Below are 14,368 nucleotides of genomic sequence, written 5' to 3'. Positions count from 1 at the left end.
TTAACGAATAAGGGCTGATTAAACTAAAGCGGTAATGCCACTGCAATACAAAAACAAAAAAGCCAGCAAATGCTGGCTTTAATGATATCGACATCATCTGTCGAAATTAGTAATTACCACCTTCAGAAGGGGTACCTGACTTCTCAGACTGAATACGTTGGTAGATCTCTTCACGGTGAACAGATACTTCTTTAGGTGCGTTAACACCAATACGTACCTGATTACCTTTAACACCTAACACAGTAACGGTGACTTCATCACCAATCATTAATGTTTCGCCTACTCGACGAGTCAAAATTAGCATTCGATTGCTCCTTTAAGTTCAATCTGCATAACACGCTTTGTCCGTAATATGCGCTCATTATAAGGTCTGCTTTACATAAAATCATAGTATCAATTGGTGAATACATCAGTTTATAAAGCAAATTCTCTTAGGAAATCATAAAACTTGACGATTAGTCGTCTTTTAAAAACGAGATCAACCGTAAATTATTCATATTCACGATATAAGACTCCGTTACTAAACAATCCAATACGGCAAACCAATAACAAAAACGATAGGAATTGAAAACCAATACAACATTAGAGTACTACATATAAGTACAATAATAAGCATTGCCCAACGCTAGCAACCCTTTTAAACGCTTTTACTGTTAGCAAGTTAGTTCACTATGCCAAATCTATTCATAGCACTCAAGTCATAAAGTCGCATATCTTAGACTTTATGACTCAATTGCCAAAAAAACGCTAATCTACAGATTTTATTAACTTAAACGTTCGTTTACCCAGGGCTCTACAAGGGCTAATGCTGCGGCTAGATTCTCAGGTTGAGTACCGCCAGCTTGTGCCATATCAGGACGACCACCGCCCTTACCGCCAACATGCTGTGCAACCATTGCGACTAACTCACCCGCTTTGACCTTCTTGGTTAAATCGTTGCTGACTCCAGCAATTAAATTAACTTTACCGTCTTTAGCAGTACCTAGCACAATAATCGCAGACTTTAGCTTTTGCTTCAGCTCATCCTGTAAACCACGAAGTGAACCTGGGTCAATACCATCAAGTTGTTTAACTAAAAGTTTAACGCCATTGATTTCTACTGCATCACCGGCCATATCAGCACTGGCCGCAGCAGCTAACTTATCTTTTAATTGAGATAAATCTTTTTCTAATTGCTTCACTTTATCTAGCTGAGCTTTTAACTTAGCGACTACCGAAGCACTATCTGATTTTAGTAGTTGTGCAGCCTCATCTAACATGGCTTGTTGATCAGCAATATAAGCCATTGCAGCAATACCTGTTACAGCTTCAATACGACGCACACCGGCAGCAATACCATTCTCAGAAGTGATTTTAAATAAACCGATATCTCCAGTGCGGCCAACGTGAGTACCACCACACAGTTCGATAGAGAAATCACCCATAGTGACAACACGTACTTGGTCATCGTATTTCTCACCAAATAGTGCCATTGCACCTTTTTCTTTGGCTTCATCAATGCCCATTTCAGTGGTACAAAGTTCATGGTTACGACGAATTTGGGTATTAACTAAATCTTCGACAGCCTTCAATTCTGATGGCTTAACCGCTTCAAAATGAGCAAAGTCAAAACGTAAACGTTCAGGATTAACAAGTGAACCTTTTTGAGACACATGTGAGCCTAACACTTGACGTAATGCAGCATGCAATAAGTGAGTAACAGAATGATTTAATTGCGTACGATGACGTAAGTTTTTATCCACTTTTGCGGTTAACTGCTGGCCTATGACTAACTGACCTTGAGCTAATTGACCTTGGTGACCGGTAGCTGGACCAAACTTTTGAGTATCGGCAACGGCAAATACTACGCCTTCAGCTGTCAACTGGCCTTTATCACCAACCTGCCCACCAGATTCAGCATAAAATGGTGTGTTGTCTAATACTACGACAGCATCCTGACCCGCTATCACGGTATCAACCGCTTTACCGTCAACATATAAAGCAATCACGTTTGGCTGACCAGTTAACTCGGTATAACCGCTAAATGAGGTTTCTGCATCGATAATTAATTGGCTATTATAATCAGCGCCAAAGTTGCCTGCAGCTTGTGCACGGCTTCTTTGTTCAGCCATTGCTGACTCAAAGCCAGCTTCATCAACGTTAATATCACGTTCACGACAAACATCTGCAGTTAAATCGACAGGAAAACCATAGGTGTCATACAGTTTAAATAAGGTGTCACCATCTAAAGTATCACCTTGCAAGCTATTCAACGCGCCGTCTAAAATAACTAAACCGCGCTCAAGAGTGCGAGCAAACTGCTCTTCTTCCGCTTTTAAGGCTTTTTCAACAATAGCTTGAGTTTGTTTTAAACCAATGGCGGCATCGCCCATTACGCTTATAAGCGTTGGCACAAGTTTGTAGAAGAATGCGTCATTAGCACCCAGCTTGTTACCATGACGAACTGCACGACGAATAATACGACGCAACACATAACCACGACCTTCATTTGATGGCATAACACCATCAGCAATTAAAAATGCACATGAACGAATATGGTCAGCAATAACACGCAGAGATTTATTTTCTAAATCGGTTACACCGATAATTTCAGCTGTTTTGGCAATAAGTTGTTTAAAAATATCGATTTCGTAGTTTGAATGCACGCCTTGCATAATCGCAGCAATACGCTCAATACCCATACCAGTATCAACAGAAGGTTTTGGCAATGGCAACATTTCACCGTCGGCCTGACGGTTGTACTGCATAAATACAATGTTCCAAATTTCAATAAAGCGGTCACCGTCTTCTTCAGGCGTGCCAGGACGGCCACCCCAAATATGATCACCATGATCGTAGAAAATTTCACTACAAGGACCACAAGGACCAGTGTCACCCATCTGCCAGAAGTTATCTGACGCAAAATCCCCGCCTTTGTTATCACCTATGCGGATCATATTTTCCGCTGGCACGCCTATTTTTTGAGTCCAAAGATCATATGCTTCATCATCGGTTTCATAAATAGTGACACATAAGCGTTCTTTTGGCAGTTTGAGTGTTTCGGTTAGGAAGGTCCATGCAAAACGAATTGCATCTTCTTTGAAATAATCGCCGAAACTAAAGTTGCCTAACATTTCAAAAAAAGTATGGTGACGAGCGGTATAACCCACGTTATCTAAATCGTTATGTTTGCCACCTGCGCGCACACAACGTTGTGAAGTTGTCGCTCGGGTGTAATTGCGTTTATCCATGCCGAGAAACACATCTTTAAACTGGTTCATACCCGCATTGGTGAATAACAGTGTTGGGTCATTTGTGGGAACAAGCGAGCTGCTATCAACAACCTGATGTCCGTTATCTTCAAAGTACTTTAAAAAAGCGCTTCTTAACTCTGCTGTAGTCTGAAACATGAAATGGCCCTGAATATAGAAAATACGAAAGTAACGAGCTTGGCATGCAAGCCTGTAAATGTAAGCATTATATACTGAATTTAGGTCAACATGCGAGATGAGTGGCTCGATTATCCTCTGAGCATAAACCGATAATAATAGTTATTGATAAGCGATCTCACCGACTAAGGTTAACTAAGCTCAACTCGAGGTAATAAACACCTCCCGAACAGCCCGTTACCCAACTAACGACGTTAAATTCACAGGCAATTGGCTCGTTGCTGGCGGTAAGACTGCCTTGTGAGTAAGCAAATGGTCAGCTTGAGATTGCAGATTAATAACAAACCTTTGTTGTCGAGTGTTCGGTCTGTTATCCACATTTGAAGTGAGCTCAATGCCCTCTAATTTAACCAGATAAACCTCCGCTATCACGATAAAAAGAGCGTGGTTAGGAGTAACACATTAGCTTTTAAACCAATTGAAGAAGGTAACTGCAGAACTAATAGATTTTTTGGCAAATAGTGTGATTTAAAATGCTAAATAATTCAGAACTAAATCATTAAAAGTATGGGCATTAAAGCTATGTGGGATTATTCAAAGTAACGCAGAGTAGCGGATATGACTCAATAACCCTGAGATTGACAATAATCGAGTACTTGAGATTTTTCACATATCAACGTTTTTAACGTTGCAGTTTTTAGAGTTATAATTTTTAGCGTTATCGTTTTTAGGGTTATCGTTTTTAGGGTATAACAACAGGGGCTTTTAGCGGGGGAATATTCGCGGCGCGCAAGATGCGCTACCGCGATAGATGTAACTGACTGACTAGCTTAGAATACTTCACCCGTTTCAAGGTCAATATTCTCATCACTTTCTGTTTTAGAATCTGATGCATTAGCACCACCATTCAATAACATCGCACGTAAAGTGGTATTAATTTCACTGGCAATGACGGGGTTTTCAGTCAAGAATTTACCTGCATTAGCACGGCCTTGACCAATTTTCTCGCCTTTGTAGCTATACCAAGCACCCGCTTTATCAACTAACTTGTGCGCAACACCTAGATCGACTAACTCACCAGTACGGTTAATACCTTGTCCATAAAGGATTTGGAATTCAGCTTGCTTAAATGGAGCCGCAATTTTGTTTTTAACCACTTTAACGCGGGTTTCATTACCGACAACTTCGTCGCCGTCTTTAATGGCACCGGTACGACGAATATCTAAACGTACTGAAGCGTAGAACTTTAGTGCATTACCACCGGTAGTTGTTTCTGGGCTACCAAACATCACACCAATTTTCATACGAATTTGGTTAATAAAAATAAGCAAAGTATTTGATTGCTTAAGATTACCAGCCAGCTTACGCATAGCTTGGCTCATCATACGAGCGGCAAGGCCCATATGTGAATCACCAATTTCACCTTCAATTTCAGCTTTTGGCGTTAACGCTGCAACAGAATCGACCACAATAACGTCTACAGCACCAGAACGAGTTAACGCATCACAAATTTCTAGCGCTTGTTCGCCAGTATCTGGCTGTGAACAAAGTAAGTTATCAATATCTACGCCTAACTTTTTCGCATAAATTGGGTCAAGAGCATGTTCAGCATCAATAAACGCACAAGTTTTACCTTCGCGTTGCGCTGCGGCAATCACTTCAAGAGTTAACGTCGTTTTACCTGATGATTCTGGACCGTAAATTTCAACGATACGTCCCATTGGCAAACCGCCCGCACCGAGTGCGATATCCAATGAAAGCGAACCGGTAGAGATAGTTTCAACATCCATTGTGCGATCTTCGCCCAACTTCATAATTGAGCCTTTACCAAATTGCTTTTCAATTTGGCTTAAAACGGCGGCTAGTGCTTTCTCTTTATTTGGATCAACCTTCATTATAAAACCCTCTTAAGGCATTCAATACGTTTAGTAAAATGCTATTTCGACTTAGGTGAAGTGACGTGAATCATTTCAATATGTTCATCAGTATACTGTATAGTCATACAGTATCAAGTGCTGAGCTGATTTTTTTTTAAACCTTTGAGAATTGATCATTTACATCAATATTTTATCCTCATAAAATTTTTTGTTTGAATCTATTTATACGCTGGGGGCAAATATTGTTAAGATTAGCCTCATAAGATTTACGTCCTACGATTGATTAATAGTGAAGTGTTCATAATGACAGTGATTGATACCAGCGATTTAGAAAAACACACCCCGATGATGCGCCAGTATTTGGGCTTAAAAGCGGCCCATCCTGATATGTTATTGTTTTATCGAATGGGTGATTTTTATGAGCTGTTTTACGATGATGCTAAACGCGCTTCTGAAATGCTGGGTATTTCACTGACGGCTCGTGGAAAAAGCGGCGGTGACCCGATTCCCATGGCAGGCATTCCATATCACGCTGTCGAAGGCTATTTAGCAAAATTAGTTAACATTGGTCAGTCTGTAGCCATTTGTGAGCAAATTGGTGATCCAGCCACATCAAAAGGCCCTGTTGAGCGCCAAGTGGTGCGCATTGTTACCCCTGGCACCTTAACTGACGAAGCTCTACTGCAAGAAAAACAAGACAATTTATTGGCAGCACTGTATCAGGGTAAAAGCGGTTTTGGTTACGCGACTTTAGACATTTCGTCTGGTCGTTTTGTTGTTGCAGAATTACCCACTCGTGAAGCTTTAGAAGCCGAATTACAGCGGACTAATCCAGCAGAGTTACTTTACAGTGAAGATTTTGCTGACATGTTATTAATCAATAACATGAAAGGCATCCGTCGTCGCCCAGAGTGGGAGTTTGATTACGACACGTGTATTAATTTACTGCTCAATCAATTTGGTACCAAAGATTTGCACGGTTTTGGTATTACTGATGCACGATTGGCGTTACAAGCTGCAGGTTGTTTAATGCAGTATGTAAAAGATACCCAAAAGATGGCGTTACCACATATCAACTCGATTGTGCGCTTTAATCAATCTGAATCTATTATTTTAGATGCCGCAACTAGACGTAATTTAGAGTTAACTCAAAATTTATCTGGCGGGCGAGAAAATACCCTCTCATGGGTGTTAGATAATACCGCAACCCCTATGGGTAGCCGTATGTTACAACGCTGGATCCATGAACCATTACGCAATCGTCAAACTATTCAATATCGCCATAGCGCAGTCAGTGAACTCATTGAACAAGACTTATATCAAACCTTACATGAGCAACTAAAAAGCTTAGGTGATATCGAACGTATTATGGCTCGTTTAGCACTACGCAGTGCCAGACCACGTGACTTTTCACGTTTAAAGCAAGCACTAACGCTTCTGCCTGAAATCCAACAAACATTAGCAACATGCCAACAACCTCGATTAAATACGTTAGTGCAATTACTGGGTGAATTCCCTGAACAACATGATTTATTAGAACGCGCTATTGTAGACAACCCTCCCATGTTAATTCGTGATGGTGGCGTTATCCGTACTGGCTATAATAATGAGTTAGATGAATGGCGTAAGTTGAGTGAAGGCGCCAGTGATTATTTAGTCGAACTTGAAGCTCGTGAGAAACAACAAACGGGGATTAACACCTTAAAAGTCGGCTATAACCGAGTTCATGGTTACTATATTGAAGTTAGCCGTTTACAGTCAGATAGAGTGCCACTGAGCTATCAGCGTCGTCAAACACTCAAAGGCACCGAACGATATATCACCCCAGAATTGAAAGAATACGAAGAGAAAGTACTGTCTAGCCAGGGCAAAGCACTCGCGCTTGAAAAACAACTGTGGGAGCAACTGTTTGACTTGTTGTTACCTAAACTACAAGAATTACAGCAGTTTGCAACGGCTGCTGCCGAGTTAGATATATTAAGTAACTTTGCCGAACGAGCACAATTATTTAATTATCAATGCCCACAAATGACCCACGACATTGGCATTAATATTGAAGCGGGCCGCCATCCTGTCGTTGAGCGAGTTAGCCAAGCAGCGTTTATTGCTAACCCAGTTGCATTAACGCCACAGCGCCAAATGCTTATTGTCACAGGCCCAAATATGGGCGGTAAATCAACCTATATGCGCCAAGTAGCATTGATTACATTAATGGCACATATCGGCTGTTTCGTTCCAGCAGACCATGCTCAAATTGGTGAAATCGACCGGATTTTTACCCGTATTGGTGCATCAGATGATTTGGCATCAGGCCGGTCAACTTTCATGGTTGAAATGACCGAAACAGCTAATATTTTACATAATGCTACTGCAAACAGTTTAGTGTTAATGGACGAAATAGGTCGCGGCACCTCAACCTATGATGGTTTAGCACTCGCTTGGTCTGCTGCTGAATATCTAGCCAAAAACGTCAGTGCCCTGACATTATTTGCTACTCATTATTTTGAATTAACTCAATTGCCCGAGCTGTTACCGTCAGTGATTAATGTGCATTTAGATGCAATAGAACACGACGACACAATTGCCTTTATGCATTCGGTACAAGAAGGTGCGGCAAGTAAAAGTTATGGTCTACAAGTTGCGGCCCTAGCGGGTGTGCCGGCCTCCGTCATTAAAGCGGCAAAACATAAGCTTCATCAACTAGAAAACCGAGATATGACATTATCTCAACAGAATCCAACTCAAGTGAGTATGAACTTATTACCTCCAATTCCAGAGCCATCACTAGCACTGAAAAAGTTAGCCCAAATTAATCCAGACGAATTGACACCTAAACAGGCGTTAGATTATTTATATGAGTTGAAGCGATTAAGTCACACGAACACCGAGCTACGAAAATAACTGGCCAAGTGAATTTTTGAACTGTGGAAGCCTGCAAAGGCTTCCATTTCAATGACGTATTAGGTGTTACATCAAACGAGTAACGCCCCTGAAATACGATGAAATGAACCAACAGTATTAAAACACCAGCAGTAATACCTAGGTTATATCGTCAAGTTGCCACTACACAACGCTTAAATTAAGTTGGCGATTAGTAGGATAAACCTAAGCGCATGAGCAAAATTAAAATGCTCATATAGGTCTTAACCCTAATATCGCAATACCTTAATTGACCTTATTGACACATTAATGATGACATATCATTTGTGTGTTGATCATAGTCAACCGCCTAATATTCACAATAAACGTTCACTGTCCATTAATCTCTGAATAATGCTTCAACCGACAGTCCTTGCGCCCCAAGTAAGTCTTTTAAGCGTTTAAGCGCTTCGACTTGAATTTGACGTACACGCTCACGTGTTAAACCAATTTCGGCACCGACATTCTCTAATGTTGAAGGTTCATATCCGAGTAAACCAAAACGTCTTGCTAACACTTCGCGTTGTTTAGTGTTTAATTCGTTTAACCAGCCCACTATCGAATTAGATAAATCTTCATTTTGTACCCGATAATCAGGGCCAACGGAATCATCATCAGCAATAACATCTAATAATGCCTTCTCATTATCGCCACTCAGAGGCGAGTCTACCGAAGTAATTCTTTCGTTTAACTTCAGCATACGGCTAACATCACCGGTCGACACATCTAACTTTTCGGCGATTTCTTCTGCGGTCGGTTCGTGATCAAGTTTTTGGGCAAGCTGTCTTGCTGTACGCAAGTACACATTTAATTCTTTTACAATATGAATTGGTAGACGGATAGTGCGAGTCTGGTTCATGATCGCCCGTTCAATGGTTTGTCTGATCCACCACGTTGCATAAGTGGAAAAACGGAAACCACGCTCAGGATCAAACTTTTCAACCGCTCGAATTAAGCCTAAATTGCCTTCTTCGATCAGATCGAGCAGCGCTAAACCACGATTGTTATATCTTCTGGAAATTTTAACAACAAGACGGAGGTTACTTTCTATCATGCGGTTGCGAGACTTTTCGCAGCCTTTGAGGGATTTACGTGAAAAAAACACTTCTTCCTCTGCTGTCAGTAGCGGAGAAAAACCTATTTCACCTAAATATAATTGAGTAGCGTCTAAATTTTTTTGTAAGTCATCTTGGACTTTTTCTTCAATATCAAGTTGTTGCACCAAATCGCGTTTACCGGTTGCAACTTCTGGTGGTTGTTTAGCTAGATCGACAAGATATTCTGCTGAAGCAGTATTATTTTTGCGGCTCATAATTGCTCTCCCAAACCTAATTTGTGGTATTTAATCTACTTCACTTGCTTATCCTCCGTTATTTATGTTGCTAAACAATTACTGTTTAGGTAGATATCGTAATGGGTTGACAGACTTACCATGAAATCGTACTTCAAAGTGAAGCATAACTTGGTGTGTCCCGGTACTGCCCATTTTTGCAACTGTTTGTCCTGCACTCACATATTGCTTTTCTTTAACCAATATCGTGTCGGCATGCGCATAAGCACTTAAAAAATCATCATTGTGTTTGATAATAACTAAGTTGCCATACCCGCGCAGTGCATTACCGGCATACACGACTCTCCCATCTGCTGCGGCTTTAATAATATCGCCGCGATTACCAGCAATCTTTATACCTTGATTGCCTTGTTCTGATGCCGAAAAATATCCAACTATTCGGCCTCTAACTGGCCAGTGCCATTGCTGAACTTGCTGTGGCAAATTAGCGACAGAACCACTCGCACTTTGGTTAATTGTTTGTTGGGTAGTTGTTACAGAATACGCAGGCTTCACTTTGTGATCAAGATCTTTTTTCGTTCTGACTGAAACGACTGCTGGGACTGGGTTTGGCGCAACCGTAGGTTTGATTGTTTTTAATATAGAACTATTCGAACTCGAAATATAGGGTTTAGTAACGGCTTGGGTTTGTACTGAATTAACAGAAGGTTGGGATGCTCGAGCAGGTGCCGATTGACTATTATTTGTAGTGGCTAAATTAAGCGTTTGCCCAGGATAAATAGTATAAGGAGCCGATAAACGATTCAAACGGGCAACTTCGACAAAATTACGTCCAGCCCCCCAAGCTATTGAATAAAGTGTGTCACCTTTCTGTACTTTATATTTATCGGTTTTTAATGAGCCTTTATGATACCGAGGACCATGATTTTTTGACGATAAGCTGTCTACCGGTGCGGGACGATCAGCTTGAAAGCTGCATCCAGTGAGCATGATTGCTAAGACCACAAAGTTGGGCCAACCGGTATTCATCAAACAAAGTCCTTAACGGGGAAATAGGTGATTGTTAAGCTAAATAAGCTTACTCCAAACGAAAATATCAATAATGGATAAAAATCATTTGTATCGTGTTAACTAAGCCAAATCTCCATTAATGAGAGGAACAAATTTAACGGCCTCTATTATCTCAGATTTGAATGTCTGTCCGATGCGGGTAATTTTGAGTAATTGCTGGGTGTCTTCTCCTACCGGAATAATCAATACTCCATGTTCGGATAATTGTTCAAGCAATGCTTGAGGTACTGTCGCAGCAGCAGCGGTCACCATTATGCCATCAAATGGTCCACGGTTTGACCACCCTTGCCAACCATCACCATATTTGAATGCGACATTATGTAAATCTAGACGTTTTAGTCTTTGACGAGCTTGTATTTGTAATGCTTTTATACGCTCAATTGTGAATAACTCTGGAATTAACGATGCTAAAACAGCGGCTTGGTAACCTGAACCAGTGCCAATTTCTAACACTTTTTGAGGATTATGTTGCAGCAACAGTTCAGTCATTCGAGCCACAATATAAGGCTGCGAAATTGTCTGTCCCTGCCCGATAGGTAATGCCGTATTCTCATACGCCTTATGAGCTAATGCACCATCAAGGAACAATTCACGTGGTGTTGTTGCTACAGCATGCAATACCGCAGGATGTCGAATCCCTGCCTCGGCCAGTTTTTTGGCCAAATTCATTGCTGATGTAGAAGCTACACGAGTCATATTTTTATTATCCAATCGGCTAATCCATCAAGTTGATTGTATGCCGTTAAGTCTACCGTGAGTGGCGTTATAGATACATATCCCGCAGCTACAGCACCAAAGTCAGTCCCTTCACCGGAATCTTGTTCACTGCCAACAGGACCAAGCCAGTATATATCTTTACCCGCTGGATCTTGGGTTTTTATCATACCTTCGGCTTTATGTCGCGCTCCTAAACGGGTAACTTTAATCCCTTTAATTTGTGCTAAAGGTAAATCTGGAACATTAACATTCAAAATTTGATCACGACTAATAGGATGTTGCAGCAACCCTTTTACAATTTTGGCTGCGTAAACAGCTGCTGTATCGTAATGGATTAATGATTTTCCAACCAGTGACACAGCAATGGCAGGTAAACCTAAAAAACGTCCCTCCATTGCCGCTGCAACAGTGCCTGAATATAAAGTGTCATCCCCCATATTCGCCCCGGCATTAATACCAGAAACGACAATATCAGGTTCGGTTTGACACAATTGCCTAATCGCGAGATGCACACAATCTGTCGGTGTACCATTAACCGAAACATAGCCATTTTCTAAGTTATTAATTCTTAATGGATTAGTCAAGGTTAATGAATTGCTCGCACCAGAGCAATTACGATCCGGTGCGACAGTTAATACTTGCGCAAACTCACTCAATGCGTGGGTTAATGCAATGATGCCGGGGGCTCTCACGCCATCATCATTACTGACTAAAATATTAATCATTAATTAACACTCTTCATTTTTTTGTGCTTGTTGCTCGGCAACCATGACTTTTCGTTGCGACTCTTGGACATCTTGGTAATCAGCGAGCTCGCGTAGCACCGAGGTGGCATAACTCCCTGCAGGCAACACAAATTCAAGTGTGAGCGTATCAGCATCAAACTGCCATTTCATTCCTTGAGGCTCAAGTAATAATGGCCGTCTCTCTTGCGATAAACCCGCTTCTTCGAGTCCCTGTAAATCGGCCGATAATTCAGCTAATGGCGTTAACTCTAAAGCTAATGCCTCACCTTGTGCTAATGGTGTTCCCCGTCCCCAAAGAGGAGCTGAAAGTTGAATATCTTTTTCAGCTAAGCGGCTGTTGAGAACATCATCCCATACTTCGGCGGTAAAATAGCTTTTACTGCCAGCTAACATCACGCAATCGCCAGCGACGGTATCGACCTGATGATTAGCTAAACGAAATGACACTACCTGATTGAATATATTGGAACGCACGGCCGATAAATACATGCTGCGCTTATGGCGATCTTTTATGTTTCGACCACCACTGAGCATTTGTCGACCTAAGATCAGGTTTTTACCATCATGGCCAAAGCGTTGCTCACCAAAATAATTGGGGACACCGAGTTTGGCTATCTGCTGTAAACGAGATTCGACATCGGCAGTATCATTGATATTACGCAATGTCAGTACAAATCGATTTCCAAGTAAAGCGCCAATACGCAATTTTTTACTGTGACGACTGCTCGACAGAATGGTTAATTTATCGTCATTTAGCTCTGTCCACTCTGGCGTTTCTTTACCAGGAATACGTATGCCGAACCATTGTTCAGTAATAGCATTTTTGTCTTTCTGACCGGCATAGGTCACTTCTTTGGGATGCACTTTAGCAAATTTAGCTAATATTTCAGCAACATATACGGTATTCATGCCATTTTTACGTACATGAAGCATATGATGCTCGCCTTCCCCTGTTGGGGTAAAAGGCAAAATTTCTTTAACAATAAAGTCGCTGTTATTGGTACGTAAATCAGCTTGGCTTATTGGTTTACCAAATAGATAATGTAATTCTTTCATGTGACAGAACTCTCTATATTTTGTAGGTTATTGGCTCTTCATCAACACAACAGCTTCAACAGCAATGCCTTCTTTACGTCCAGTAAAACCGAGATTTTCGGTAGTCGTCGCTTTAACATTAATATTATCGATATCTGTTTGTAAGTCAGCACTTAAGCACTGACGTATGGCTTCAATATGGGGTGCCATCTTAGGTGCTTGAGCAATAATGGTGACATCTAGATTACCTAAAACAAACTGCTTTTGCAGTGCAAGTTGATAACAGTGTCTTAATAGCACTCGACTATCAGCACCAGCAAAATTAGCATCAGTATCAGGGAAATGTTTACCTATATCACCTAACGCCATCGCCCCTAATATCGCATCACTAATGGCATGCAGTACAACATCACCGTCAGAATGGGCAATCAGTCCACAGTCATAAGGAACAGTAACACCACCTAAAATCAATGGGCTATCACCGCCAAATTTATGTACATCAAAACCATGACCGATACGAATATTCATTTAAAAACCTTATCTTAACTTGCTTTGAACTAATATTAACGAGTGTGGTTATTTCAGTTAATTATTGTTGCGCCAGAAACAGAGTTGCCAACTGTAAATCATCTGGATGAGTCACTTTGATATTATCCATTCGGCCATTAACCAATCCCGGCATAATACCAGCCCATTCCATGGCACTGGCTTCATCAGTAATAGGTACCTGCGCCGCTAATGCTGCCGATAAGTGGGTTCGTAAAATCGAGACCGGGAAATACTGCGGCGTTAATGCATGCCATAGCAACGAGCGGTCGACAGTATGAACAATATGACCACTGGCGTTACTGCGCTTCATGGTGTCGCGAACGGGTGCAGCAAGAATGGCACCCTGAGGATGAATAGCTACCGACTCAATCAATTGGGTAATATCTTGGTGGGTTACACAAGGTCTTGCCGCGTCATGAACAAGAGCCCACGCATCTGGATTATGACTATGCGCATAGTCTAACGCAGCTAAAACAGAATCAGCACGCTCTCCACCACCAACAACTTGGGTTAACTTAGGATGTTTAGATTGTGGCAATTGGCTAAAATAATTATCTTGTGGATGCAATGCAACAATAACCTGAGCTATATCAGGGTGAGCTAACAATGTATCTAATGTATGGCCGAGAATGCTTTGTTGGCCAAGCATTAAATATTGCTTAGGTTTGTCAGCCCCCATGCGACTGCCAACACCTGCAGCAGGCACAATTGCAATAATGGAACGAGGATTGTTTGACATATATGCAGTACCAATATTTAAAGTAATATGACTGAGGGTTAAACCTGCTGTGCAAC

11 protein-coding genes are annotated in these 14,368 nt (G+C 41.4%); 1 reads left to right on the top strand and 10 read right to left on the bottom strand.

The window, feature by feature from the left end:
• Positions 1 to 106 precede the first annotated feature (106 nt).
• The 3 genes from csrA to recA form a co-directional block, all read right to left on the bottom strand.
• Complete coding sequence (gene csrA / locus GUY17_RS05680; protein ID WP_011636538.1) at positions 107 to 304, bottom strand: carbon storage regulator CsrA; 198 nt, start codon at positions 302 to 304, stop codon at positions 107 to 109.
• A gap of 460 nt (positions 305 to 764) precedes the next feature.
• Positions 765 to 3,389 (bottom strand): alanine--tRNA ligase, encoded by a 2,625-nt coding sequence (gene alaS / locus GUY17_RS05675; protein ID WP_162022557.1) that lies wholly within the window; start codon positions 3,387 to 3,389, stop codon positions 765 to 767.
• 809 nt (positions 3,390 to 4,198) lie between these two features.
• Positions 4,199 to 5,263, bottom strand: coding sequence for a recombinase RecA (recA, locus tag GUY17_RS05670; protein WP_059746422.1), 1,065 nt, complete (start codon positions 5,261 to 5,263; stop codon positions 4,199 to 4,201).
• Positions 5,264 to 5,548: 285 nt separating this feature from the next.
• Between recA and mutS the strand changes: the two genes are divergently transcribed.
• Positions 5,549 to 8,146: a DNA mismatch repair protein MutS gene (gene mutS, locus GUY17_RS05665; protein ID WP_162022556.1), complete on the top strand. Its 2,598-nt coding sequence runs from the start codon at positions 5,549 to 5,551 to the stop codon at positions 8,144 to 8,146.
• A gap of 358 nt (positions 8,147 to 8,504) precedes the next feature.
• Here the strand turns inward: mutS and rpoS are convergent, their stop codons facing one another.
• From rpoS to ispD, 7 genes are all read right to left on the bottom strand, one after another.
• On the bottom strand, positions 8,505 to 9,476 hold the full coding sequence (gene rpoS, locus GUY17_RS05660; protein ID WP_101085622.1) for an RNA polymerase sigma factor RpoS: 972 nt from the start codon (positions 9,474 to 9,476) through the stop codon (positions 8,505 to 8,507).
• 78 nt (positions 9,477 to 9,554) lie between these two features.
• Entirely contained in the window at positions 9,555 to 10,484 is a 930-nt protein-coding gene (locus GUY17_RS05655; protein ID WP_162022555.1) for a peptidoglycan DD-metalloendopeptidase family protein, read from the bottom strand.
• Positions 10,485 to 10,586: 102 nt separating this feature from the next.
• Entirely contained in the window at positions 10,587 to 11,222 is a 636-nt protein-coding gene (locus GUY17_RS05650; RefSeq protein WP_101086297.1) for a protein-L-isoaspartate(D-aspartate) O-methyltransferase, read from the bottom strand.
• Positions 11,219 to 11,968 carry a 5'/3'-nucleotidase SurE gene (gene surE, locus GUY17_RS05645; protein WP_162022554.1) on the bottom strand — a complete coding sequence of 250 codons (750 nt, stop codon included), beginning with the start codon at positions 11,966 to 11,968 and terminating at the stop codon, positions 11,219 to 11,221. The genes GUY17_RS05650 and surE overlap by 4 nt, the downstream gene beginning before the upstream one ends.
• A 3-nt stretch (positions 11,969 to 11,971) precedes the next feature.
• On the bottom strand, positions 11,972 to 13,045 hold the full coding sequence (gene truD / locus GUY17_RS05640) for a tRNA pseudouridine(13) synthase TruD (protein WP_162022553.1): 1,074 nt from the start codon (positions 13,043 to 13,045) through the stop codon (positions 11,972 to 11,974).
• Positions 13,046 to 13,072: 27 nt separating this feature from the next.
• Positions 13,073 to 13,552, bottom strand: coding sequence for a 2-C-methyl-D-erythritol 2,4-cyclodiphosphate synthase (ispF, locus tag GUY17_RS05635; RefSeq protein WP_101085630.1), 480 nt, complete (start codon positions 13,550 to 13,552; stop codon positions 13,073 to 13,075).
• A 61-nt stretch (positions 13,553 to 13,613) separates the two neighbouring features.
• On the bottom strand, positions 13,614 to 14,312 hold the full coding sequence (ispD, locus tag GUY17_RS05630) for a 2-C-methyl-D-erythritol 4-phosphate cytidylyltransferase (RefSeq protein ID WP_162024290.1): 699 nt from the start codon (positions 14,310 to 14,312) through the stop codon (positions 13,614 to 13,616).
• Between the last annotated feature and the right edge of the window lie 56 nt (positions 14,313 to 14,368).

The organism is Shewanella sp. Arc9-LZ, assembly GCF_010092445.1.
Taxonomy (GTDB): Bacteria; Pseudomonadota; Gammaproteobacteria; order Enterobacterales; family Shewanellaceae; genus Shewanella.
Note: the sequence above shows the minus strand (reverse complement) of the source record. Positions and strands in the feature narration are given on the sequence as shown.